The organism is Neobacillus sp. C211 (assembly GCF_051842875.1).
Taxonomy (GTDB): domain Bacteria; phylum Bacillota; class Bacilli; order Bacillales; family Cytobacillaceae; genus Neobacillus.
In genome coordinates this window covers 57,514-82,429 of sequence record NZ_JBPXRO010000003.1, presented here as the reverse complement: position 1 = coordinate 82,429, position 24,916 = coordinate 57,514, and the positions used below count along the sequence as shown (strand labels likewise).

26 protein-coding genes, 1 pseudogene and 1 riboswitch are annotated in these 24,916 nt (G+C 36.9%); of the genes and pseudogenes, 20 read left to right on the top strand and 7 right to left on the bottom strand.

What is annotated here, in order from left to right:
* The first annotated feature begins 22 nt into the window (after positions 1–22).
* Complete coding sequence (locus tag ACSU6B_RS03955; RefSeq protein WP_410882926.1) at positions 23–850, top strand: histidinol-phosphatase; 828 nt, start codon at positions 23–25, stop codon at positions 848–850.
* A gap of 65 nt (positions 851–915) precedes the next feature.
* On the top strand, positions 916–1,095 hold the full coding sequence (locus ACSU6B_RS03950; RefSeq protein WP_214716784.1) for a hypothetical protein: 180 nt from the start codon (positions 916–918) through the stop codon (positions 1,093–1,095).
* Positions 1,096–1,306: 211 nt separating this feature from the next.
* Here ACSU6B_RS03950 and ACSU6B_RS03945 read toward each other — a convergent pair whose 3' ends face one another.
* From ACSU6B_RS03945 to ACSU6B_RS03935, 3 genes are all read right to left on the bottom strand, one after another.
* Positions 1,307–2,128 (bottom strand): SGNH/GDSL hydrolase family protein, encoded by an 822-nt coding sequence (locus tag ACSU6B_RS03945; RefSeq protein WP_410882924.1) that lies wholly within the window; start codon positions 2,126–2,128, stop codon positions 1,307–1,309.
* Between the two features lie 284 nt (positions 2,129–2,412).
* Positions 2,413–3,096 carry a YhcN/YlaJ family sporulation lipoprotein gene (locus tag ACSU6B_RS03940; protein WP_410882922.1) on the bottom strand — a complete coding sequence of 228 codons (684 nt, stop codon included), beginning with the start codon at positions 3,094–3,096 and terminating at the stop codon, positions 2,413–2,415.
* 104 nt (positions 3,097–3,200) lie between these two features.
* A complete protein-coding gene (locus tag ACSU6B_RS03935) occupies positions 3,201–4,109 on the bottom strand; it encodes an MBL fold metallo-hydrolase (RefSeq protein ID WP_410882920.1) in 909 nt (302 codons plus the stop codon).
* Between the two features lie 250 nt (positions 4,110–4,359).
* Between ACSU6B_RS03935 and ACSU6B_RS03930 the strand changes: the two genes are divergently transcribed.
* From ACSU6B_RS03930 to ACSU6B_RS03905, 6 genes are all read left to right on the top strand, one after another.
* On the top strand, positions 4,360–4,638 hold the full coding sequence (locus ACSU6B_RS03930; RefSeq protein WP_410882918.1) for a hypothetical protein: 279 nt from the start codon (positions 4,360–4,362) through the stop codon (positions 4,636–4,638).
* A 40-nt stretch (positions 4,639–4,678) separates the two neighbouring features.
* The gene (locus ACSU6B_RS03925; protein ID WP_251032964.1) at positions 4,679–4,867 is read left to right on the top strand and encodes a hypothetical protein; all 189 of its coding nucleotides are present in this window, start codon (positions 4,679–4,681) and stop codon (positions 4,865–4,867) included.
* A 518-nt stretch (positions 4,868–5,385) separates the two neighbouring features.
* Positions 5,386–7,074 (top strand): DUF6044 family protein, encoded by a 1,689-nt coding sequence (locus tag ACSU6B_RS03920; protein ID WP_410882916.1) that lies wholly within the window; start codon positions 5,386–5,388, stop codon positions 7,072–7,074.
* A 23-nt stretch (positions 7,075–7,097) separates the two neighbouring features.
* Positions 7,098–8,090 carry a glycosyltransferase family 2 protein gene (locus ACSU6B_RS03915; RefSeq protein ID WP_410882914.1) on the top strand — a complete coding sequence of 331 codons (993 nt, stop codon included), beginning with the start codon at positions 7,098–7,100 and terminating at the stop codon, positions 8,088–8,090.
* A 9-nt stretch (positions 8,091–8,099) separates the two neighbouring features.
* Positions 8,100–8,531, top strand: a complete 432-nt coding sequence (locus tag ACSU6B_RS03910) for a GtrA family protein (protein ID WP_410882912.1) — start codon at positions 8,100–8,102, stop codon at positions 8,529–8,531.
* A gap of 24 nt (positions 8,532–8,555) precedes the next feature.
* Entirely contained in the window at positions 8,556–9,350 is a 795-nt protein-coding gene (locus ACSU6B_RS03905) for a COG4705 family protein (protein WP_410882910.1), read from the top strand.
* Positions 9,351–9,648: 298 nt separating this feature from the next.
* On the opposite strand, the gene ACSU6B_RS03900 is transcribed toward ACSU6B_RS03905, so the two are convergent.
* Both ACSU6B_RS03900 and ACSU6B_RS03895 read right to left on the bottom strand, forming a co-directional pair.
* Positions 9,649–9,804, bottom strand: coding sequence for a hypothetical protein (locus tag ACSU6B_RS03900; RefSeq protein ID WP_215002037.1), 156 nt, complete (start codon positions 9,802–9,804; stop codon positions 9,649–9,651).
* 142 nt (positions 9,805–9,946) lie between these two features.
* Positions 9,947–10,132 carry a hypothetical protein gene (locus tag ACSU6B_RS03895; protein ID WP_168243354.1) on the bottom strand — a complete coding sequence of 62 codons (186 nt, stop codon included), beginning with the start codon at positions 10,130–10,132 and terminating at the stop codon, positions 9,947–9,949.
* A gap of 318 nt (positions 10,133–10,450) precedes the next feature.
* Between ACSU6B_RS03895 and ACSU6B_RS03890 the strand changes: the two genes are divergently transcribed.
* From ACSU6B_RS03890 to ACSU6B_RS03880, 3 genes and pseudogenes are all read left to right on the top strand, one after another.
* Positions 10,451–10,798 carry a hypothetical protein gene (locus tag ACSU6B_RS03890; protein WP_410882907.1) on the top strand — a complete coding sequence of 116 codons (348 nt, stop codon included), beginning with the start codon at positions 10,451–10,453 and terminating at the stop codon, positions 10,796–10,798.
* Between the two features lie 232 nt (positions 10,799–11,030).
* Entirely contained in the window at positions 11,031–12,911 is a 1,881-nt protein-coding gene (gene htpG, locus ACSU6B_RS03885) for a molecular chaperone HtpG (protein ID WP_410882905.1), read from the top strand.
* 299 nt (positions 12,912–13,210) lie between these two features.
* Positions 13,211–13,324, top strand: a pseudogene (locus tag ACSU6B_RS03880) (aldo/keto reductase); the annotation flags it as partial.
* 106 nt (positions 13,325–13,430) lie between these two features.
* On the opposite strand, the gene ACSU6B_RS03875 reads toward ACSU6B_RS03880, so the two are convergent.
* On the bottom strand, positions 13,431–14,819 hold the full coding sequence (locus tag ACSU6B_RS03875; protein ID WP_410882904.1) for a PLP-dependent aminotransferase family protein: 1,389 nt from the start codon (positions 14,817–14,819) through the stop codon (positions 13,431–13,433).
* 219 nt (positions 14,820–15,038) lie between these two features.
* Here ACSU6B_RS03875 and azlC point away from each other — a divergent pair, with 219 nt between their 5' ends.
* The 9 genes from azlC to ACSU6B_RS03830 all read left to right on the top strand — a co-directional run bounded on the left by azlC (position 15,039) and on the right by ACSU6B_RS03830 (position 23,055).
* Positions 15,039–15,782, top strand: a complete 744-nt coding sequence (azlC, locus tag ACSU6B_RS03870) for an azaleucine resistance protein AzlC (protein WP_410883316.1) — start codon at positions 15,039–15,041, stop codon at positions 15,780–15,782.
* Complete coding sequence (locus tag ACSU6B_RS03865; RefSeq protein ID WP_098933906.1) at positions 15,779–16,111, top strand: branched-chain amino acid transporter permease; 333 nt, start codon at positions 15,779–15,781, stop codon at positions 16,109–16,111. Before azlC ends, ACSU6B_RS03865 begins: the two co-directional genes overlap by 4 nt.
* A 35-nt stretch (positions 16,112–16,146) precedes the next feature.
* Positions 16,147–16,623, top strand: coding sequence for a PaaI family thioesterase (locus ACSU6B_RS03860; RefSeq protein WP_410882901.1), 477 nt, complete (start codon positions 16,147–16,149; stop codon positions 16,621–16,623).
* Positions 16,624–17,252: 629 nt separating this feature from the next.
* Positions 17,253–18,167 carry a VOC family protein gene (locus ACSU6B_RS03855; protein ID WP_410882899.1) on the top strand — a complete coding sequence of 305 codons (915 nt, stop codon included), beginning with the start codon at positions 17,253–17,255 and terminating at the stop codon, positions 18,165–18,167.
* Positions 18,168–18,531: 364 nt separating this feature from the next.
* The gene (locus ACSU6B_RS03850; RefSeq protein WP_410882897.1) at positions 18,532–19,557 is read left to right on the top strand and encodes a threonine aldolase family protein; all 1,026 of its coding nucleotides are present in this window, start codon (positions 18,532–18,534) and stop codon (positions 19,555–19,557) included.
* A gap of 94 nt (positions 19,558–19,651) precedes the next feature.
* Positions 19,652–19,732, top strand: a riboswitch (ZMP/ZTP riboswitch).
* A 183-nt stretch (positions 19,733–19,915) separates the two neighbouring features.
* Positions 19,916–21,115, top strand: a complete 1,200-nt coding sequence (locus ACSU6B_RS03845) for a phosphoglycerate dehydrogenase (protein WP_410882895.1) — start codon at positions 19,916–19,918, stop codon at positions 21,113–21,115.
* 646 nt (positions 21,116–21,761) lie between these two features.
* A complete protein-coding gene (ssuE, locus tag ACSU6B_RS03840; RefSeq protein WP_410882893.1) occupies positions 21,762–22,322 on the top strand; it encodes an NADPH-dependent FMN reductase in 561 nt (186 codons plus the stop codon).
* Positions 22,323–22,463: 141 nt separating this feature from the next.
* Complete coding sequence (locus tag ACSU6B_RS03835) at positions 22,464–22,805, top strand: hypothetical protein (protein ID WP_410882891.1); 342 nt, start codon at positions 22,464–22,466, stop codon at positions 22,803–22,805.
* Positions 22,806–22,908: 103 nt separating this feature from the next.
* Positions 22,909–23,055, top strand: a complete 147-nt coding sequence (locus ACSU6B_RS03830) for a hypothetical protein (protein ID WP_168243364.1) — start codon at positions 22,909–22,911, stop codon at positions 23,053–23,055.
* Positions 23,056–23,244: 189 nt separating this feature from the next.
* On the opposite strand, the gene ACSU6B_RS03825 is transcribed toward ACSU6B_RS03830, so the two are convergent.
* A complete protein-coding gene (locus ACSU6B_RS03825; RefSeq protein WP_410882889.1) occupies positions 23,245–24,846 on the bottom strand; it encodes a PucR family transcriptional regulator in 1,602 nt (533 codons plus the stop codon).
* Positions 24,847–24,916 lie beyond the last annotated feature (70 nt).

Sequence of the window (24,916 nt, the reverse complement as noted above, 5' to 3'; positions counted from 1 at the left end):
ATTAATAGGTGAGGTGATTAACATGGACAAGTTGAATTCAAATCCCAAATTTGATTTACATACGCATCATGATCGTTGCGGCCATGCTCGCGGAAAGATTCGTGATTATATTGATGCCGCGATTGAACGAGGGCTAAGTGTAATCGGGATTGCTGATCATTCCCCTTACTTTAGTAGTGACGAAGATCATCTCCGTCCCCATATCGCGATGGCAAAAAGTATGTTTCCAGAATACGTCAACGAAGTACTGCAGCTGAAACAAGCTTATAGCGATAAAATCGAGGTTCTTCTTGGAGTGGAATCGGATTTCTTCCCTAAGTCTGTAAAGATTTATCGTTCCTGTTTTGAGCCGTACCCTTTTGATTACATCATTGGTTCGGTTCACCATGTGGACGGGGTGAGTATTTTTAATAAAAAGCGCTGGAATGGGCTCACTGAACAAGAAAAAATCAGAACGAAAGAAAATTACTATTCGCTTATTGAGCAATCGGCTCGAAGTGGGATGTTTCAAATCCTCGGCCATATTGATGCTATGAAAGGATTCTATCCTGCCTTTTCATCCATCCAGACAGCTGCAGTTGAAAATACAATAAAGGTGATAGGAGAAAATGATATCGCGATTGAAATCAACACATCCGGAAAAACAAAAGACGTTGGCGGCTGGTATCCGTCGGATGATATTTTAGAGATGGCACTTCACTATGGTGTGAAGGTAACGTTTGGATCGGATGCCCATGATCCACATCGAGTAGGGGACGAGTTTGATCAAGTTCATCGGCGCCTTAAGGAAATCGGCTTCAAGGAATGGGTTTATTTTAAAAATAAAGAGAGAGTCACAGTTAGGATTTAGGAAACACATGCTTCGTATATTTATTCTTGAATTACAAACACTACCAGTAAAAAGGCGGTGTAATCATGGATAAAGAGAAAAAGAATGTACCACAAGAGTTTCAAAATAATGTAAATGATCATAAAAATAGCAAAACAAATCTAACAGCTAATTTAGAGGATAATGATATTCAGCCCGACAGCGCTATTATCACTGGTGGCGGAGATCCCAATCTTTCACCTGATGCGGGAAGACCTCTAATATAGTGTTAAGCGATTTATTTTTAATCAAAAAAACACCTTCTCACATTCATTTTCCTAAAAATGAAACGAGGAAGGTGTTTTTCTAAGCTTGTTTTTATGCTGTTAAAAAGTTCTTTTTCTGATCCGGTTATTCTTATCATCTTCATTCGGCTGAAAATCGTTGCTAGGTTTGGATCTGGAATATTTTTCTATGCAAATGAATCTTCCTTCGGTTCTATACGGCACTTTTTCTGAATTGATGTTTAAATTGATAAATCATTTGCTCCGAAATAGCGGTATAACCGGCCAAATTTGGATGGACACCATCAGGGGAAAGATTTTGCAGGTGGTCCCCGTTTATGACCTTTGTTGTTTCGATGACAATCGACCCAGGGACTTTATGAGCAACCTCATATATATTAACATTCCATTTTGGCAGCATTTTATCTGCTATAGGGTACAATTGGTCATCTGGTGATAATGGATTATACAATTCTAAGAATACAATTGTGACCTTTGGATTTAGCTTGGTAATTCTTGATGTAATATCAGACAAATTTTTCGAGAAGGTGGTTTGCAATTGGTCATAGCTTTGAATGACGGTACGAAAATTTTGTCCGTTTGCCATTCGAAGAATATCATTACCGCCTACATTAATCGTGACAATGTCGGATTGCTTAATTGATTCATCAAATCGACCCTCTTGAACCAAGTCATTTAATTCACTACTGGTGATCCCATTGATCCCTTGATTTTGAAATTCAATTGGTTTTGCGGTTTGTTCTGCTAATTTGCTAGAAAATAGACTGACAAAATTTTCATTCTTTCCGGCACCAACTCCACGTATAATAGAATCACCAATCGCCAAATGGTGAATCTGAGAAGTTTTAGAATTTCGATAATAATTGAGATAAGAGATTTGGTCAGAACTCTTATTAACCACCGCAACCGCGTGTTTTTTCATTTGGTGGATTTGGTACTGAGGATAATAAAACCACGCAGAAATACCAAGGCCAATGAGCAATACAAAAACTATTAGATATTTTACTATTTTCATACCAACCACTCCTTGAATATCCTATTATAGCAAGAATAACAAGTGAAAATAAGTAGGAGTTGATTTCCAGTTAAAGTAAGGTAAATAAGATACACCTGAGAAGTTGGTTTGAACCTAGAGGATTAATTATTGGAGTATTGAAATTATTTCTTTGGGTTTCAAAAAGGACGGGGGAGGAGTCTATGTGCTTCCTTCTAATAGGAAGCAAACCGTGAGCGGTGACAGGAGAGAACAATTCTAAAGAAAAAAAGCTGCCGAAAATTTATCCGGCAGCTGATTTCCTCTTATCTAAACATCCTGTTAACAGAATTCGTAAAATCGTTCCACAGGCCATTTCTGTTTGTTCCAGTACGAATATCATTTGTATAGTTCGTCATTTGGCCGAAAGTATCGGTATCGTAAGAAATATAAACGTTGTCAATATTTCGATCAGCTGCACGGACCTGATCGATTATTTTCTGATCAAGTTTGGTGGTAGTCCCACGGGTTCCAGTTGTAGTTCCGAGATTATTTCTTGTTCCATTGGTAACCGTGTTGTCAAGATTGCCGGTAGTAGCACTCATATTTGTAGAGCCATTGGTTCCTGTTGTTCCGGAGTTATAGCCATTCCCATAAGTAGCATTCATATTTGGCCCTGTCCCAGTTGTGCCTTTATTTGCGCGGGTGCCATTTTGAATATTATTATTTAATCGAACTGCCACATATGCATCATTATTTCGAATGATTACATTGGCTTGGTCAACTTCTTTCAGGCTTTCTACATTACTAATGGCACGACCTGAAACACGTAAATTTTGGTTCGAAACATTCCTTACGTTAACCCCATTAATGGCATTGTTTCTAACATTATTTACTCCCATATTGCCTGCATTATTGTCATTCAATGCATTCTTATTATTATTTGCGCAACCAGTTAATCCTAATAAGGTAGTTGCTAAAACAAAAGTTACCCAACTTTTTTTCACCACAGAAGTCACTCCCCTTTAAAAATGGTCTTACAAATATATAGTGACCAATTAAAGTGGAACTATGCGAGTCAAAGAGCAGGTAATTTAAAATTAGAAGCCCCCAACTAAAATACCGTTTCCCCGAGTAGAAGAACCGTTAACTGTTCCTTGCGAAGCTGATGCTTTTCCCACGCACGGATTAAACGTTCCAAGGCTTCTGGCCCCGTGTCGTCGGCTAACCGATAAGTGCCATAATGCATCGGGACGAAGTTTTTTGCCTTTAATTCAATGAATGCTTTCACACTGTCTTCTGGTGATATATGGGCAGGCGCCATGAACCATTCTGGCTCAAAGGCACCAATCGGCATAAACACCGTATCAATGGTAAATCGTTCGGCTATTTGTTTAAAACCACTAAAATAGCCGGTATCGCCAACAAAATAAAGCGTTTCTTCTCGGGTTTGAAAAATCCAGCCCCCCCAATGGGATGTATTCATATCCTTCAGCGACCTTCTTGTCCAATGCTGAGCGGGGACGAAATGAATAGTTACTCCCTCATGTTCGGTACTTTCCCACCAATTCATTTCAGTTACCTTCTGATAGCCCTTTTTGTTAAAAAGGGACTTCATACCCGCTGGAACAAAGTATTGGGGATTCCCATTTAATTTTTTTAGTGTGGGGAAGTCCAAATGATCGTAATGACCGTGAGAAATTACAACCACATCAATCTTTGGCAGATCTGTTAACGAAAGGCCCGGCTCCGTTAATCTTTTTTCTAGTCCCATCCGCTTGGCCCAAACAGGGTCAGTTATTATGTTCATCCCATTTATTTGAATCAAAAAGGTGGAATGTCCAATCCAAGTATAAGATGTCTGGCTCCTGTTCTCATTTAATTCTCTCACTTTTTTAGAAGGACACTGTTCAATGTTAACGGATAAATCTTTCACTTTCTTCCTTCGTTCACTCTGCCATTTCCTCATGTCCTTAAACGATTTGTAGCTCTTCACATTATCCAAATTAGTATATATCTTCATTAATATTCACCGATTTTCTTTTGAACTTTTTTTATAAACAAATCATTGATATTTAAGTAAAGGATACCATGTATCAAAGCATATATAAAAAATTTATGATCTATTAAGAAAATTTGTCTTTCGTATATGGCATAACTGGGAGACCATGCATGTCCGACGTTTTTCCATGTCAGAATCTTTTTGTAAAGCTGAGTAAATAATAACCGTTAACCTCAGTTTACAAAATAAATGGCAGGGGAGAAAAGCTTTAATGGAGAAAATGCGCAAAGGACTGTCTGCATGGCAGCTCACCATGATGGCCTTAGGAAGTGTAATTGGCGGGTCCTTTTTTCTAGGCTCATCAGTCGCCATTCATGCAGCAGGGCCCTCAATTTTAATATCCTATATTTTAGGAGGTGGATTGGTATATTTAATTCTATACGCCTTGTCAGAGATGACTGTAGCTAATCCTACAATAGGTTCCTTTAGTAGGGATTGTTATGGTTGTGATATATTCCCTGATTTATTTTGTGATGAGATTAAGCACTAGATCTAGAGTACAAAATACGATAAGAAAAGGAAAACCTATTATGAAAAAACAACCAAGTTTTGTGACTGAATTTTCTGAGGAACTGAACGGAAATACCAATGAACAAGAGATTCTCTCGCAAAAAAACGATTCGCATAAATCACAGGATTTGCTCAAGGGCAATCCAATCAAAGATAATGACGAAATGTTTGAGGAAGAAGAGAGAGAAAGAGAACACTACGATGGATGATAGATATAATTAGGGGCGATGCTTCTATTTAAGAAGGATCGCTTTTTCTTTTTTAAAGCAGGCGAGTAAAAAAACAAGTATCTGCGGTAAATGAAAGAGCGTTACAAAGAAGGGTACATTGGATACGTTCATAATATGTTTACTTTTAGACCCATGGATTGATGATTACGCCGAGAGAAATAAGGGCTATGCCAGTTACATTTACCAAACTAAGCTTTTCCCCGATAATTACCGGGATTTCACCTCCCTTTACTATGGATTTTTTAATTAACTTTTAATAATTCATTAATACAATTTTTAGGTTATCAGACTATACTTTACCTGTATCAATATATTGAATCATTTGGTAAGTGATCATCGAATATAGAAAGATATAAAGTAAAGGAGTAAAAAGGAAATTCATTAAAATTCATAAACTGTCTGATAATTTGGAGATGCACATAAACAGGTAGCAAAGCCATAAATGAAGCAAACGATGATATTAGTTTACAAAGAAATTTATATAATGCGGTGAAAAAATGTCTAATTTTTGGAAAAACGCTAATCAAGAGAAAAAGCATTTATACTTTGCAACACTTTTATTGATAGTTTACGTTTCGCCCTTATTTATTTTGGGGGAAAACGCCCATATAAGGGTTCATGATAATCTAGATTCTAACATTGCCTGGTATAAAGTGTTGAAGGATAGTGGCCAATTGTTTGGCGGGATCAATAGTACTCTCCCGCAAATTATTAATGGCCTGCCTAGAAATGCCTTTGGTACGGAGTTCAGCGGGATACAATGGCTGCATAACTTGTTTCCCTCGATGCTTGCGTATTCTATAAGCCAAACAATCACAAGAATGTTTGCTTTTTTAGGCATGTATCTACTACTAAAGAATCATTTTGTAAAAGAAAAAGAGGCTTACCCTATCCGTGTTTGGGTATCGGTGGCTTTTGCCCTGACCCCATTTTGGCCGTCCGGTATGCTAAGTACTTTGGGAATGCCACTTGCATTATGGGCTTTTTTGAATATTAGAGAGGGTAAACATACCTGGAAAGAGTGGCTCACTCTTATATTTTTACCTTTCTATTCTAGTTTAGTGTTAGGATTTTTCTTCTTTTTATTTTTCATGGGATTACTATGGTTAAGAGATTTTTTCGTAAAAAGAAAAAGTAATTGGTTCTTCTTTTCCAGTATCGCACTAATGACAGTTATTTATTTACTGATAGAGTATCGTCTTGTTTACTCGTTAGTTTTTCCCGAAGCACCAACCAGCAGAAATGATTTTGTTAATTCAAAGCTTGGACTTTGGCGCACCATCCGATTAGTTTTTAAAAACTATTTTTTAGGCCATACACATGTATTAACACTTCACACCTTAGTAATCGTCCCTCTTTCTTTTCTAGTTCTATGGATGTTGAAAAATAAAAAAAGAGACTGGTTAGAAAATCGCTATCTTTATCTTTTCATGTTTAATATCGTTTTATCCGTTTGGTATGCTTTTTGGTTTTATAAAGGCTGGGAGCCTCTTAAGGAGCGAGTCTCACTCCTAAATACATTCAACTTTGCAAGATTTCATTTCCTAAGACCTTTAATCATTTATCTTATGTTTGCAGTTGGTTCTTATTTACTTTGGAGGATGGGAAAGAATTGGCGGAGATTTGTTAAAATATGTCTCATTGTTCAGATGTTCGTCTTGTTTGCAGCAAATGATGAAATTGTCTACAGAAGTGCTGGAAAGCCCTCTGTAAAGCAATTCTATGCGACAAGCCAATTTCATGAAATTAAAAAATATATAGGTAAACCCCAAAGTAGTTACAGGGTGGCAAGTATAGGACTCCACCCGGCAATAGCCCAATACAATGGTTTTTATACACTTGATACCTATAATAATTTCTATCCCTTAGCTTATAAACGAGAGTTTCGGAAAATTATTTCAAAAGAATTAGATAAAAATCTTACCTTGAAGGAATACTTCGATGAATGGGGCGGTAGATGCTATCTTTTTGTCGCAAAATTAGGGAAAAAATATGAATTTAAAAAAGATTCAAAGGTAAAGATTGACCATTTACAACTTAATACAAAAGTATTTAAAAAGATGGGCGGACAATATATCTTCTCAGCAGTCCCAATCTTAAATGCGGATGAAAATGGACTTGTATTCAAAAAGGCCTTTGAGCAAAGAGATTCTGCTTGGAAAATTTACCTTTACCAAGTCAAATAATGTGGTTACAGGAGTGATTCCATATGAATAAACCGGTGCTAACGATTGTGGTCCCTTGTTTTAATGAAGAGGAGGTATTAGCTGAAACTTCGGCACAATTATCTTCTGTTTTATTTGAATTAATGGAGGAGTCGCTTATTTCAATAGACAGTAGGATCCTTTTTGTGGACGATGGCAGCAGGGATCGGACCTGGGAATTAATTGAAGTGGAAAATGAAAGAAATCCAAATATAAGAGGATTGAAGCTTGCTAGAAATGTTGGTCATCAAAATGCACTCTTAGCTGGATTAGAGATAGCCTCAAAGCATTCGGATTGTGTCATTTCAATCGATGCGGATTTGCAGGATGACATAACGGTCATCCATCAATTTATTGAAAAGTTTTGGGAAGGACAGGATATTGTCTATGGTGTAAGGGATAGTCGAGAGACGGATACGTATTTTAAGCGGACAACTGCTTTAGGTTTTTATCGCATGATGGAAAGAATGGGGATTAAACTTGTCCCAAACCATGCAGATTTTCGTCTTATGAGTAAACGTGCTTTAGATGAGCTATTAAACTATAAAGAAACAAACCTATTTCTTCGTGGACTTGTTCCACTTGTAGGTTATAAATCCACAAAGGTCTACTATGACAGAAAAGAGAGGTTTGCTGGAGAATCAAAATACCCACTAAAGAAAATGCTTGCCTTCGCATTTGATGGAATGACATCCTTTAGTGTCGCCCCTATTCGATTTGTCACATTTATTGGATTTTTGGCAGTGTTAATAAGTGCCATAGCAGAGGGCTATGCGATCACCCAAGAAATATTAGGTCACACCGAATCCGGATGGACTTCTTTAATTATTTCCATTTGGTTCGTTGGAGGTTTACAAATGTTGGGTATTGGTATTATTGGAGAATATATCGGTAAAATCTATCATGAGGTTAAAAGACGGCCAAGGTATGCAGTTGAAAAAGATTTGTACACAAATTTATTAGAAGTGAAAAAGCAGAGTGAAGCAGTGATAAATTAGGAGTCGGTTATGAAATATTCATTCGTTCGATTTATTATGGTAGGGGTCGTTAATACTGTCGTAGGGTTATCCGTCATGTATCTTCTTTTACATCTACTTGGACAGTCCTATTGGATAGCCACTTTTGTTGGCAATTCGATTGGAGCCTTTGTTAGTTTTATATTAAATAGAAATTTTACGTTCAAAAGCCAAAATTCAATGTCAAAGAGTGCGGTCCGCTTTGTAATCGTTATCTTGTGCTGTTATTTCCTTTCATATGAAATGGGAAGGCGTTTCGTGGTAGACATTTTAAAAAATAATGACTTCATCCCAAAGAATATTCAAACTGATCTCTCTGTCCTAGTGGGTACTTGTTTGTACACGTTGTTAAACTATTTTGGGCAAAAGCTGTTTGTGTTTTCAAAAGAGGGTACCGCTATAGTGAGTGCTGATTCAAAATAAAAAAGAAAAAGAGGAGCATTTTAAATGAGTTATTCAGGGGAGATACAAAATCTATCCAGAGGCCGTCAAATGTTGAATAAGGTTCCAGAAGTTACAATCTTCTTCTGGATCATTAAAATTTTGGCAACCACGGTGGGGGAGACAGCTGCAGACTTTTTGAACGATAACTTGAACCTTGGCTTGACCAATACCACTTATATCATGGCAATCCTGTTAATCATTACGCTGTTCTTCCAGTTTAAGTTGAAGATGTACGTGCCAAGGATTTACTGGCTCGCTGTTGTGCTAATAAGTGTTGTCGGTACGCTAGTCACTGATAACCTTGTCGACAATTTCGGTGTAGCATTAGAAACGACCACCATCATCTTCACCATTGCCATGCTGGCAACCTTTGCGGCTTGGTACGCGAGTGAGAAGACATTGTCTATTCACTCCATCTATACATCCAAGCGGGAGGCATTCTACTGGTTGGCCATCTTGTTCACCTTCGCCTTGGGTACAGCAGCCGGGGATCTAATTGCAGAGGGTCTTAACATGGGTTACTGGAAATCTGCACTAATGTTTGCTGTACTGATTGGGTTAGTGGCAATTGCGCACTACAAATTCAAGCTAAATGCAGTGCTGTCCTTCTGGATTGCCTATGTCTTGACCCGTCCATTCGGTGCTTCTCTTGGTGACTTCCTGTCACAGTCTCAAAAAAACGGTGGTCTTGGTTTGGGTACGGTGGGAACCAGCACAATCTTCCTGATAACCATCTTGGGATTGGTTATCTACCTAACTAAGACGAAGATCGACTCTCCGAGTATAGTAGAGAAGTAGAACTTGTCTTGGTACAATATGACAAGTTTATTAGGTAAAGAAAATGGACGTTACGTGATTATATTATTTAAGTGATATTATTGCCGGATATTTAGCGAGCGGATTTTGGTAACAGTGCCATTTGGTTTTTCCAATACTATGAAAAAAAGGTTACTCCAAGAAATATAAACGAGGAGAATAATGGTGAAAATTATAATGGAGTAGCCATACTCCTTTTCAATTTTGATCTTATTCGCTTTTTCTTCACAGTATTGGAATTACTTTATAGAGATCGTACATGTTCTACCATTAGATTAAATCAGCTAGGATCGTTTTCATCCAGAGACAAAACAGTTACATTTGTTGAATTCCCATTTTCAATTTCTGCTTGAGTGGCATCTCTATTTAGTACATCCTCTGTATCCATACCTTCTGCAATAGTTGGTTCTCCTTTTGAATATGTATCTTTTTTCATTTTAGATTCTCCTTTAAATCGGTTTGAGTAATAAATAACACTATTTTATTGTTTGCAAAAATAATTAATTTATTTTAGTAGGTGGATAACATTTAATTCAAAGAGAAAAGCACCCTATATAGAGTGCTTTCCATAATCATATTTACTTACTGAACAAACTTCTAACTCCTTTATAAATTAAGACGAGTGAGAAGATTAAAACAGTTAGTATACCAATGATATCAGTGACTGGGGAAACGCTTTCAAGAAATGAATCAGCTAAGGGAACTCTAATAAGTGCGAAACCAGATAAGATTGTAGCAAGTAATAAAAAAATTCGATTATCCATTTGGTTTACCCTCCTTCCGATACGATTGATAAAATATATGTCAATATTGTTACGGATATGTCAATTGCGTAAAAAATATAATTACAAAAGAAATGTGTAGAAGTGGAATGATTTTAGATATAGGGATGAAGAATGAATCAATACCACTCATTTTAGGTCTAAATGTAAAATTGACATAATATTTTCATAAATTGCACATTTAAAAAGCCAAGTAATATGATATGTTATACAAAAATAGTTCCCAAAATGGTGGGTGTGAATTTGGCAGCCTTTTTTGATATTCCCATCGAATAATAAGCCAAAGTTCGGAGGTTAACCATGTTTATTAAAACCTTAGAAAATACAGAAGTTAGCTCAGTCATTTTTATTAGAGATTATTTGCAATTTTATTTTGAAGGTGAACAGATTAATGGAACCTTGACTACATATTCATTGCCAGTTTCTGTCGTGAATGGCCGATATTTTGAAAGCGCCTCGTTAGGATATCGAGATTCTTTATGTTCGCTTATAAACCATCAAGTAAAGAAGTCGAAAATTATTAGTGATCAAAATATTGTTTTAACATTCCATAATGATGATAGGTTAGAGGTTTCATTAAAAAAAGAAGATCGTAGTGGACATGAGGCAGCAATGCTCCGGGTCAATAACGAGATTGCAGTTTGGTAAAAACGCACTTCATAAAACGGAATGATAAGCTGCCTTTATTGGTGGCTTTTTTTCACTTTGTTAAAAGATTTATTGAAATAAAAATAGATACATATTGACACGACAACGTGAAATATGATATTTAATTATATGGATTAGCACTCAGGTGGTGAGAGTGCTAATAGGCGCTGATTTACTTTTTAGACAATCTAAATCAGTCTTTACATATTAAGAATAGGAAGGGGCTTTTTCTATGTCGAAGATACAGTTTAAAGCAGAATCTAAACGATTACTAGAGATGATGATTAACTCCATTTATACTCACAAAGAGGTATTTTTAAGAGAGTTAATTTCTAATGCCAGTGACGCCATTGATAAAATTTATTACAAAGCCTTAACTGACGATGCTTTAAGTTTTGATCAATCCAATTATTATATTAAATTGGAAGCTGACAAAGAAAACCGTACTCTTAAGATTATCGATACAGGGATCGGGATGACCAAAGAAGAACTGGAAACAAATCTTGGGACGATTGCCAAAAGTGGTTCCCTAGCATTTAAAAAGGAAAACGAATTAAAAGATGGCTATGATATTATCGGTCAGTTTGGAGTAGGTTTTTATGCTGCTTTTATGGTTGCTGACGTAGTTACTGTGATTAGTAAAAATTTAGATGGTGATGAGGCTTTTAAATGGGAATCCACAGGTGCTGATGGATATACGATTGAGCAGGTAGAAAAAGATTCAGTTGGGACAGAAATTATTTTAAAGATTAAAGAAAATAGTGAAGATGAAAACTATGATGAGTATTTAGAGGAATATCGCTTAAAAGCGATTATCAAGAAATATTCTGATTTCATCCGTTATCCAATCAAAATGGATGTTAATAACAGAAGGCTCAAGGAAGGCAGTGAGTCCGAATACGAGGATTATCAAGAAGAAGAAATTATCAATAGCATGGTTCCAATTTGGAAAAAGAATAAGAGCGAGCTTACCGATGCAGATTACGAGAACTTTTATAACGAAAAACGCTACGGATTTGACAAGCCGATTAAACATATCCATATCAGCGTCGAAGGGACCATTAGATATAATTCAATCCTATTTATTCCTGAAAAAACTCCGTTCGACTTCTATTCGAAAGAATTTGAAAAGGGCTTAGAACTCTATTCCAATGGGGTTCTGATAATGGAAAAATGTGCTGACTTGCTGCCAGACCATTTCAGTTTCGTTAAAGGGATGGTCGATTCCGAAGATTTATCTCTTAACATTTCAAGAGAAATGCTCCAGCATGATCGCCAATTGAAGCTGATCGCTAAAAACATTAACAAAAACATTAAAAGCGAATTACTAAGCCTTCAAAGGAAAGAACGCGAAAAGTATGAAGAATTTTATCAATCCTTCGGTCGTCAGTTAAAGTACGGAGTTTATAATGATTTTGGTGCAAACAAAGAATTATTACAGGACCTGATCATGTTCTATTCTTCTAAAGAGAAGAAATTGGTCACCTTAGATGAATATGTATCAAGAATGCCAGAAGATCAAAAATATATTTATTACGCTTCCGGTGAATCGATTGAACGAATTGAAAAATTACCACAGGCCGAATTCGTTTCTGAAAAAGGCTATGAAATCCTTTATTTCACTGAGGATATCGATGAATTCGCAATTAAAATGTTAATGACCTACAAAGAAAAAGAATTCAAGTCGATCTCAAGTGGTGACCTGGGAATCGAAGGGGAAGAAAACAAGGACGATTCCCAATCAACAGAGACAGAAAACAAAGAACTCTTTGACTATATGAAAAATATTTTAGCTGATAAAGTGAAGGATGTAAGGATTTCAAAAAGGTTAAAGTCCCACCCGGTCTGCCTGGCAACTGAAGGGGAAATATCGATTGAAATGGAAAAAATTCTTGCTGCGATGCCGAATAACCAAAATATCAAAGCGGATAAGGTCTTAGAAATCAATAACAATCACGAAGTCTTCCAATCATTAAAAGAAGCATTTGAAAATGATAAAGATAAATTAGATCTGTATACCAAGTTATTATACAATCAAGCTCTATTGATTGAAGGATTACCAATTAGTGACCCAGTAGAATTTACGAATGATATTTGCAAAATAATGGTGTAATCTTCAAATGAACTGGCCGTTCTCGCATAAAGTGAGGGCGGCTTTTTAATTTTCATTGGTAAGTATCTAAAATGGTAATATTTAGATCATTGGCGACAGAAATCTAATAAAAATGGCTAATATGGTATCCAATAGGGCTAATTGGCAACAATAATCCGATAAAAAAGGCTAAAATAGTCTCCAATAGAGCTCATTGAAGACGTTTTTCAGATAAAAATTCCATGAAATGTATCCAATCAGTGTTTTTAATAACAATAATAGGCGGTTTTCTGAAGGTCTACTATTATTGGAGCTAGTTAATATCGCATCTTGAAGATGCAGTACCAGCTCTTTCAATCAAGCTAACACCTGAAGAAATAGTATCACTAGAGGAACCATATGTACCGCACCCTGTAGTTGGTCCCTTAGTTTAGGTCAACTTGAGATATACATTGTGTTTTAACGGTGTACATGATAACAAAGACTATAATAGTAAAGAAACGGATGATTTTTCTCATCCGTTTTTCATTTTTGTTCGAATTAATTGAGATACTGTCTTAATATACTTAATCCTATTTTTAACTCATCTAATGAGTTAGTGGAAGCAAGTGCAATACGCAAATACTTATCAGGGGTGGACTGCCCACTTAAAAAACGATCAGAATGAAAGACTCTAATACCTGGTCTTTTTAAATCCGATTCTAGCTGAAAGGCATCGTTAAATCCATGAATTGGAAGCCAACGATAAAAACTAAAAGGGTGTCCAACATTCTTCCTTAAAGGAAAATATTCAAAATAAATATCATTTGCAGTTTGTGCAAGCTGTTTCTTTAGAGAAACAATTTCATGAGCCTTCCCTGATAAGATTAGCTCTGTGATCACCTCTGCATCAAAAGAAGAGGTTTTTACATTGATGTTAAAAATAGCCCGCTGAATTTTCTCACGTAACGCATCCCCGTAGACCATATAGGCAACTCTTAATCCAGAACAAATGGACTTAGAGGTGCCGCAAATATAAATGCTCTGTTCGGGGAGTGAATTGAACATTGGCTGCTGGTAATCGGAGATTATACCTGCAGTCAGAAATGCATGAATATCATCCTCAATTAAAATTAAACGATGCTTACTGATGACCGTAGCTAATTCTTGCTTTCGAAATTCTGGAACCATCACTGTGGTAGGATTACAGCAAGAGGGCATTAGGAAAATTCCGTGAATATTTATTTGGCTGCACTGCTTTTCAAGTTCGTCTGGTAACATCCCAAACTCGTCTCCGAGAATGGGGACTAACTGAATATGGAACATTTTTGCTAATTCAATAAAATTCGAATACGTGTATAAATCGGTGGCAATTCTATTGCCAGGCTCAAACAAAGCAGCTAAAGCAATTGCCAATGCATTTTGGGCACCAGAAACGATTGCTATATGCTCATGGTCCGTGTGAATTCCGAAAGACTCCATCCAGTTTAGAGCTGCTGTTTTTTGATGTAGAATCCCTGTCGGTTCGTTGTAATTTAGTAGCTGTTCTACATAACTTTTGTTCACAACCTTTTGAATAACCTCTGTTACGATAGCATTGGTTTGCTCAAACGATGCCACAAATCCGAGCTCAATGAGGTTTGCTGTTTTATCAGCGGAAATGGTTATAGAACGGGCGGCATTTGGAGCTACAAAGGTTCCACTTCCCGTAACGGCATAAATTAATCCCTTTACCTCACATATTTTGTAAGCCCGGGTAATAGTGGTGAAGTTTAAATCAAGAAAGTCCGCTAATTCTCGTTGCGGAGGTAACTTTGTCCCAGGGGCCAAAAAGCCATTAATAACATCCTGTTCAAGTAATAACGCAAGAGATTTATAAAAAGGACGATTTAAGGCTTTCTTATCAGGTTTCCAAGACATTGGATAATTTTCAAATGAATTGATTGGCATACTACACCTCTAATATTTGTGTTCCATACAATCATATCATTTTTGTATGGAATTCTTATAATGAAATCGGATCGTTTGAAAAGGTGAACTCACGAGTTTATTTTTTTAGAAAAAAACTTTGTACCCCCGTTATGATAAAAGGGGGTATTTCTATGTAGGGATAATTGTAATCCATACAATTATCTTGTTTTTTGTATGGATTTTGTATGTTAAATTTAAATAAATTTAGCAATCGAGGATGTGAATCATTTGAAAAAAAGAAATCAAATATGGATTGCATTTCGTGCGGCTTTTCCAAATACAGTCCCCATTTTTGCTGGATTTGTATTCTTGGGAATCGCATATGGCATCTATATGAATTCATTAGGGTTTCGTGCAATTTACCCGATTCTGATGAGTCTATTCATATTTGCAGGATCAATGGAGTTTGTGGCAGCCAATTTATTGCTTTTCGCGTTTAATCCGATTAACGCCCTTTTTCTAACTTTAATGGTGAATGCACGACATTTGTTTTACGGCATATCCATGCTGGATAAGTATAAGGGAATTGGGAAAAAGAAGTTCTACATGATTTATGGGCTTTGCGATGAGTCTTTTTCTATCAATTGTACCGTTGATATTCCGAAGAATGTAGACAAGGGCTGGTTTATGTTCTTTGTGACACTACTCAATCACTCTTATTGGGTCATAGGTTCAACAATTGGCGGTATTTTTGGATCTCTTGTCAAGTTCAACACAGAAGGGCTCGATTTTGTTATGACGGCTCTCTTTGTAGTCATTTTCATTGAACAGTGGATGAAAGAGAAAAAGCACCACAGTGCCCTCATCGGTGTTGGGCTTTCAACTGTCAGTCTCTTTATTTTTGGCGGAGACCACTTCATTATCCCTGCGATGTTTGCAATTCTTGGGTTACTGACCCTCATTAGAAAGCCATTGGAGAAAGTTGAGGTTAGCACCATATGACAATGAGTTTAACGCAACAGATTATTACGATTGCTATGGTGGTTTTGGGCACAGTGCTTACAAGGTTTCTTCCATTCATCGTTTTCCCATCGGGTAAGCCTACACCGCAGTATGTACAATATCTCGGTAAAGTGCTTCCAGCAGCAGTAATTGGGCTTTTGGTCATTTATTGTTTTAAGGACGTGAGTTTAGTTTCTGGAAGTCACGGTTTACCCGAATTGATTGGGGTAGTAGTAGTGGCGTTGCTTCACTTATGGAAGAAAAACATGCTCCTGTCTATAGCTGGAGGAACGATTGTATACATGATTTTGGTTCAATTGGTATTTTAATTCATCACGTATTACTATTTCTTCACTCTATGGTGATGGTAGTTTTATTTGTGAAAAAGAAAATTGACGAGTATGAAATTTATGAAAAACACTACGAAGAAATTTACAAGCAAGTAAAAAACGATCCATATGCTCAATCGTTAGGTATTCAGTTAACAAAATTTGAAGCTGGTTTTGCAGAAGCAATTCTAGAAGTTCAGGACCATATGGTGAAAGCGTATGGAACTGTTCATGGAGCAGTTATATACGCTTTAGCAGACCACGCATTTTCGGTAGCTTGTAATGCATATGGAAAAACTTCAGTAGGACTCTCGACAACTATCCAGTTTATTGAAGCAGCAAAACCAGGACACAGAATAGTTGCCCGTGCGACAGAAATAAGACGAAACTTTCGTACAGGATTCTATCGAATTGACATTTTTCATGAGCAAAATCTAATTGCAACCATGGAGGCAGTGTCATATCGTAAAGATCATTATTTTATTGAGCTCGATGAACAAGTTTTAGTATGATATATGAAGTATTGGCAAAATTATTGAAAAAAAGAGCCGTTTATACAGCCACTCTTGTATCTTTGACTTATGTACCTTTGCCAGCAAAAGAATTAATCAATCGACTACGAAAAAACTTTGATTAATATTTTTATTATGGGAGAAGAGGTCATGGTTTTGATGAAAAAATACCGCAAGAAATCCTAAACCAGGTACGTGAGCTAGTACAGCCAAAACTGATTTCCATTCTTGGGTCAATGGAAGAATCCGAGAAAAAGTCAAAAAACGGCATGCAAAGGCGGAAGTATATGGGGATGTAATTAAGAAATATAGAAACATTCAAAGAAAACCATTGTTGGAAGCTATGGGACGTGATTCATAAAACATTAATAATAAAGAACCAGGAATTACAATTCAAGGAGGTGTAGTCCTGGTACTAAAATCCAATCTTTGCGTCAGTCTAACCAATAGAAGGAATGGTCTGTTACAAATCGCCGGCCCTAACAGAGCACCGCGGGGAACAGCAGGTTCATGACAAGGGTTCAATTCCCTTCCTGATGGAATGACGTGAGACTCGTCACGGTATGTCTCTTTTATTGGTTCGGAGGCGAAGGGTAGATTTTTATAGATTTTAGTAACCAGGAATAACAATGTCAAAAACAAATCAAGAAATCGTTCCGCATTTATGGTATGACAAGGAGGCAAAAGAAGCAGCCGAGTTTTACACTTCGGTATTCCCGGAATCAAAAATTACGAATGTAACCACAATTCACGACACACCATCAGGTGACTCCGATATTGTCTCGTTTGAACTTTGGGGGCAGAAGTTCATGGCAATCAGTGCAGGGCCCTATTTCAATCTCAATCCGTCAGTGTCTATCGTTGTAAATTTTGACCCATCGCGAGAAAAAGAAGCGGGAGAAAAAATAAATGAGGTTTGGAACAAATTGTCCGAAGGTGGCACCGTGTTAATGCCACTTGATAAGTATCCGTTCAGTGAGAAGTTTGGCTGGATTCAGGATAAGTATGGTTTGTCCTGGCAGTTAATCCTTACCAATCCAGATGGTGAAGAGCGGCCTTCATTAGTGCCGTCACTTTTGTTTGTCGGCGATAATTGCGGCAACGCGGAAGAGGCGATTAATTTTTATTTATCCGTATTTAAGAACGCAAAGCGGGGACTTATCGCCCGCTACCCTAAGGGCATGGAACCTGACAAAGAAGGAACCATCATGTTCTCTGATTTCATGCTTGAAAATCAGTGGTTTTCCGCAATGGATAGCGCGCATGAGCACAAATTCAGTTTTAACGAGGCATTCTCATTTATGGTGTACTGCGACACACAGGAAGAGATTGATTACTACTGGGAAAGGCTCTCTGCCGTTCCTGAAGCCGAGCAATGCGGCTGGCTGAAAGATAAGTTTGGCCTATCCTGGCAGATTGTGCCAACTGAAATGGACGAGATGATGAGCAAAGGCACTCCAGAGCAACTTGCGCGCCTAACAGAAGCATTTCTTAAAATGAAGAAATTTGATCTTGTGAAATTACAGAAAGCATACAAGGGATAATGAGAATAACAGCCTACGGAAGATCTGAGTTAGTCGATCAAATGATGAAGAGTTCAGAGAAATGCTTATATGAACCTAAATTTTCCCTTGATGAACGATAATTTTACATAAAAATGTTATTGAATTAACGGGTGCTAGAGTTTAAAATCCGGCTACATAGCCGGATTTTTTGTTCTTCGACTAACGAAGAAGTTTAGCTCAATAAAAAGTATCTTTGTATAAAGGAGTATTTATTTTAGTATAGAATGAATAAATTAAGATAAATATTACCGTTTTTTATCCTCTAAATACCCATCATTGTTTAAAAAATATGTTAGGATGGACATGAAATTACACTTATAAATAATTAAACGGGGGCAATCTGATGTATAGCTTTAAGAACGATTACAGTGAAGGCGCACATCCTAGAATATTAAATGCTTTAATAGAATCCAACCTTGTCCAAGTGGAAGGCTATGGAGAGGATCAATTTTCCCAAAAAGCGGTTGAACTGTTAAAGGAGAGAATGGGACGGACAGACGTTGACATTCACCTCTTATCAGGCGGGACACAAACAAATCTAATTGCAATTTCTGCTTTCTTAAGACCGCACGAAGCAGCAATGGCAGCGAGTACTGGCCATATTTTGGGGCATGAAACAGGAGCCATTGAAGCGACAGGACATAAAGTACTATCAATTGAAACAGAGAACGGGAAACTTACCCCATCTGATGTGCAATCGGTACTCGACGATCATCCAGATGAGCATATGGTCAAACCTAAGCTTGTATACATATCCAACTCCACCGAAATTGGCTCAATTTATAACCGGAGTGAACTCGTGCAGTTAAGAGATTTTTGTAAAAAGAACCATCTCATATTATATATGGATGGTGCAAGGTTAGGCTCAGCGCTTTGTTCAACAGAAAATGATCTTCAGTTAAGCGATCTGCCAACACTTGTGGATGCCTTCTATATCGGGGGAACAAAGAATGGGGCACTTATTGGTGAGGCTTTGGTGATTTGCAAGGATTCTCTTAAGGAGGATTTCCGATACCATATGAAGCAAAAGGGAGCACTGCTCGCGAAAGGGAGACTTTTGGGCACTCAGTTTCTTGAACTGTTCAGGGACAATTTGTTCTTTGATTTGGCCGCGCATGCTAATATGATGGCTACCATTCTTAGAGATGAAATCAGCAAAGCAAATATTCCGTTTCTAACCCATTCTCCATCGAATCAAATCTTTCCGATTTTACCAAATGCGCTGATTACGGAATTAGAGAAACATTATGCCTTTCATATTTGGGAAAAGGTCGATACCGATCACTCGGCGATTCGACTCGTAACATCCTGGGCAACAGAAGAGGAAGAGGTAGCAGCTTTCCTTAAGGATTTGAAAAAATTAATGTAAGAAGCGGAAAATAATTTGAACACAAACTTCATAAAATAATGCATTTTCTAGCTTGATTATTGTAAGAAAATTTGATATAGTAAGAGAAATTAAAAAGACGATGTGTAACTGGCGAAACACGGATTACCGTGAGGGAGCACATAATGTCTCGTAGCCGTTCGCCTGGGCAGAGGTAGGGATTTATTCCTTACCTCTTTCTGTTTATAGGAGGGGATATTTCAACCGGCTAGGAGCCAAGATTACTTTAATATTTTAAAAATCAAGTAGGTACAGATTTTAATAAAATTTGGCCATTTCCGCTTGCTTAATGAATTTAGGAAATTTCAAACTATCATATAAGAATAGAGGAGAATACGAGATGAGCACAACAACACTAGACAAAATGAAAACAATCAAAACTTTAAATAATATCGCTGAGAGCGGGCTAAATGTATTCAATAAGGATAATTTTACGATTGACAATGACAATGAAAATCCTGATGCGATTGTTGTGCGCAGTTTTAATATGCATTCACTAGAATTAGGTCATAATGTAAAGGCCATTGCACGTGCTGGAGCGGGTGTTAATAACATTCCGGTTGAAAAATGTACAGAACAGGGAATTGTGGTTTTCAATACCCCTGGTGCGAATGCAAATGCTGTAAAAGAAATGGTTCTTACTACATTGATGGCTTCATCCCGAAACCTTTTTGACGGCATAGCATGGACAAAGACATTAGAAGGCCAAGGTGACCAAGTACCGAAGCTAGTTGAAGCAGGTAAGAAACAATTCGTTGGAAAAGAAATTAAGGGGAAAACGCTGGGAGTAATTGGTTTAGGCGCCATCGGAGCACTTGTAGCGAATGATGCCCTAGATTTAGACATGGACGTGATTGGTTTTGACCCGTTTATTTCTGTTGATACAGCTTGGAATTTGTCTAGAAATGTTCAGCGCGCAATGACGATTGAACAGTTGTTTGCTAATTCTGATTATATTACGGTTCACGTTCCATTAACCGATGACACAAGAGGAATGTTTAACCAAGCAACTTTTAGCATTATGAAGCCTGGAGTTCACATTTTGAATTTCTCACGCGGAGAGCTTGTGAATGAAACAGATATGGCAGCAGCGCTAGAAGGCGGCAAGGTTGGTAAGTATATTACAGATTTCCCAAATGAAAATGTATTAAAAATGAAAAATGCAATTCCAATCCCTCATCTAGGTGCATCTACGCAAGAATCAGAGGAAAACTGTGCAATTATGGCTGCTCGCCAGGTGAAGAATTTTCTGGAAACCGGAAATATCAAGAACTCAGTGAATTTTCCGAACGCATCCATCCCTTATACAGGAAAGAAACGTGTGGCAGTATTCCATAAAAACGTTCCAAACATGGTTGGACAGCTTACACTAGCTATTTCAAGCTATAATTTAAACATCGCAGACATGATTAATAGAAGCCGTGGGGAATATGCTTATACGATGATTGACATTGACAATAAAGTAAATGGCGATATCATTCCTGGTTTGCAAGAAAAAATCGATCAAATCGGTGGAATCGTAACCGCACGTATTATATAAACAAAAAAGTTCAAGGTCCCATTAATAAAATTAATGGGGCCTTGAACTTTTTTAATTTCTGATGTTTTTCATTTGAGCTGACCGTTTCAGTTGTAATCTTGGAAAGGATCAAAAATCAAAAAGATGAATGATTCCGTTTATCTGAGCCGATTAACCTTGAAAACGCTATAAGTATGAACCGAGAATCAATGAAGGCTTTTAACTCCACGCTTAAAAACAAACAGCAATGGAAAGCTCGCCAACTGGCGTGTTTTTTATTCTAATGACTAATAAAGATGCAGATCAATTAACTAATCAGAGTCAAGTGGGAATTAATAAAAAAATTTGTCTAAAAATTCAAAGTAATGGATTGACAACAACACTAATTAAGATTTATAGTGTATTCAACAGTTAGTATCTCAATGCCAAGTAAACAAGTAGGTTAAATGGTATTTAGATAACCAGGCCTCTCCTCAGCAAAAAGTATTCTTATGAAAATATGTGAGCTCCGAACTTGTTGGAGCTACACCTAGTATTGTAAAAGCCGATTGGACTACCAAAGGCTCCTGTTATTAACAGGAGTCTTTTTTATTGGTTTTGGTGATGAATGATTAGTTGGTTAAGTTTTTCTAGAAAATTATCAATTCACAAAAGAAAGGAAGTAACAATGATGAGTAAAGTAACGATTATTTCAGGAAGTCCTTCAGAACATACGAGATTAAATGGGGCATTGGATTATGTTGTAGAGTTTTTCGAGGGAGTGAATCATTCTCCTGAAATCATCCATATCCGCAATCTTCCAGCAGAGGATTTAATTCAAGCGAGATTTGACAGCAATAAAATAACTGATGCCAATAAAAAAGTCGAAGATTCATCTATAATTGTGATTTTAACGCCGGTTTATAAAGCATCATTTACCGGGGTCTTAAAAACTTATTTGGATCTTCTGCCACAAAATAGTTTGGTGAATAAAACGATTTTACCCATTGCCATTGGAGGATCGATCGGACATCTCCTTATGATTGATTACGCACTAAAACCAGTGCTCGCAGCACTTGGAGCTACCTACATCTTAAAAGGGACTTATATCGTAGATAGCCAAGTAAAAAAACTAGTGAATAATCGTTATGAACTTGATGGAGAAGTTAAAAAACGATTAGACACTGAATTGAATAAGTTAAAGCCTTCCTTGTTATCTGATAAAGGAGTCATCAGCTCGATTATTTAAAAACATAAGCAACATTTCAGTGTTAGATGTGTCTGTACAGGCTCAAATTGTAAATTTATTACAAAGCTTACAGCATAAGCGGGATTTAACCTATCTATTTATTGCTCACGGACTAAATATATACTTAAAAGGAGGATATTCATGATGCAAACCTCAAATTCTCGTCCTGTAGGGATTCACTTAAAAACAACAAAACAGAATTCCTTAGAAAAAAGTGAATATCTAAATCTGCCGGACTTACAGTTTTTTCAATGGTGTCATTCACAATTTGGGTTAAATAAGGGAGTTTATAATACGATTGACCAGTGGTTTTATGGAATTGGAATTGAACGCGTTCAATATCGCCGTATCTTCATATTGAAATTTTTAGATTTTAGTAAAGATTATGGGATTGTGAAGGACCAACAGAAATTTATCCGATTTGGAAATGGTGGTCTCATTCGAAGGCTGCAGGGATTTATACGGGATATTAATCAGGAATAAAATTACTCCTTTGAAATATTACGTAAGATAAGTTAACAAAAATGGAGACTCACAAAGATAATTGTATTAAATTATCTATATATAAATATTAGGGGGGCTTTATATGAGCACGAATGACAAAGTTCTTTTCGCTGGAGATGTATATACGATAATATACGATTATAAAAATGGTCTGTACGAAATTAAAAAAGAAGACGAACGCGGGAAAGTGGTATTGGTTTCTGAAAATGACATAAATAAGTTGTTTTAATTTTTATAAAAGGTGTAATCGATTCTAGAGTCTATTTTCCTTAAGGAAATAGGCTTTTTTATGTTAGATTTTTAGAGTTAGAAAAAGTAACTCTTATTATTCTAAAATTGCGATGTTGTCGCCAAGAGACATGACACAAAAAAACTCAAGCTGCTTTGAAGTCCATTTGCTTGAGTCTAAATATTTCTTTTAAGTCTCAAACAAGGATCTAATCCTTAAGGCAAGTCTAATTTGCATGGTTGTTTCTGAATCCTTTAAGCTTTTTCCGAGAATTTCCTCACACTTTTCAATTCGATAAACCACCGTGTTCCTGTGGACAAACAATCTTTTTGCTGTTTCGGAAATTTGACAGTGTGTTTCTAAATAGACAGACAACGTGTCTAGCAGGGACTGCTCTTCTTCAATTTTTGTCTCTGCAAAGCGGCTAAGGGTAAAAGTATAAAAATTCTTTAAGTCATCTTGGGGAACCATTCGCAATAATTCCATAACGTCTTTCGTATGATAGGTTTGGATATATGCCGTTCTCTTTGAAAGCTGCCCTTGTGATAAGGCATCTAAAGCATCTTTGAAAGCATTTTTAACATCTAAGAAAGTATGGCTTACATTACTAACACCTAAGGAAATCGTATTCCCAAAGTAATTCAATACTTTTTCTTGAAGTTGCAGTAACGCAGATTCACAGTAAGCGCCTGGATTGGAGATGTTTTCTTCAACTTCAAATAAAAGAATACAAGATTCACCTTGGGTAAAAAAGTGGATTTTGGGAGTTATAACAGAGACTTCCCCTTCAATAAAATCATAAATATCATCTGCTTTTTCAAGGCGCTCCGTATAGGTAGGGAGATGCTCATCCCTGTCGATTTTACCGACCACACAAATATACTTCTGATCGTTTTTTAATGAAAATTCCGCGGCTCGACCGATGATTTCCTGTTGATAAGTAAAAGTGCCATCCGAGAAATGAAGGAAGAAATCATTGCGAATACTTCGCTCTTGTTGTCTAAGCGCATTTTCCTTCATGAGTGCAAAAGAAATAACATTAGTAGCTTGTTCAATTATTAAAGAAGTCAAATGATCGGTTTTCTCAATCTCTCCAATAAGCATAAGAAACCCTTTTTTCTTTTCACTGATGTGAACAGGGAATAAAGTCCAGGTTTGTTTAGTGGATCGGACTGATATAGAAATCGGAGAAGTCATCAAAGAAGGAATTTTCAGACCATCCAATAACAAAGGAAAGTCCAGGTTCGTATTCGGTTGATAGATCGGCTTGAAATGGTGATTTATTAGTTGAACTGGACGATGAATCAGTTGAGATAAATCTTGAAGTAATAATCCAATCCCTTTACCTTGCATAATGATATTGGTAAATTGCTTGTGGGTCTCAAGCGCAAGTGTTAATTCGCTAGCTCGTTGGTCGAGTATCGCTCGGAAAGTATGATTGACAATTTCCCCAAGTGATAATTCTAATGGGAGTTCAATGATCGGAATGGCTAACTGGTTTGCCAGAATGATTGCTACTTCCGGTACTTTATCTAAAAAGCGCTTTGTCTTTATCCCTAATCCGGCACACCCTTGTTCAGCCATGGCTTTAACTAGTTCGGTCAACAGATGAGGTTCGTCTTTGAAATGATAAGCGGTTGTGATAAGAAATTCGTTTTGATGTAAGTAGTCAATAATATCGGGTGCATCCATCATATTGACTGATTCCACTTCACGATCTTTTCCAGATTCCCCGGCAATTATAATCATTCCTTCTAAATGTAGGATGGATAAGAGTTCATTTACTTTCATTTGAACCGCTCCTTGTAAAGAAACACTACAAATTATGTATTTGCCATCTATATTATCATGATTTGGTTAT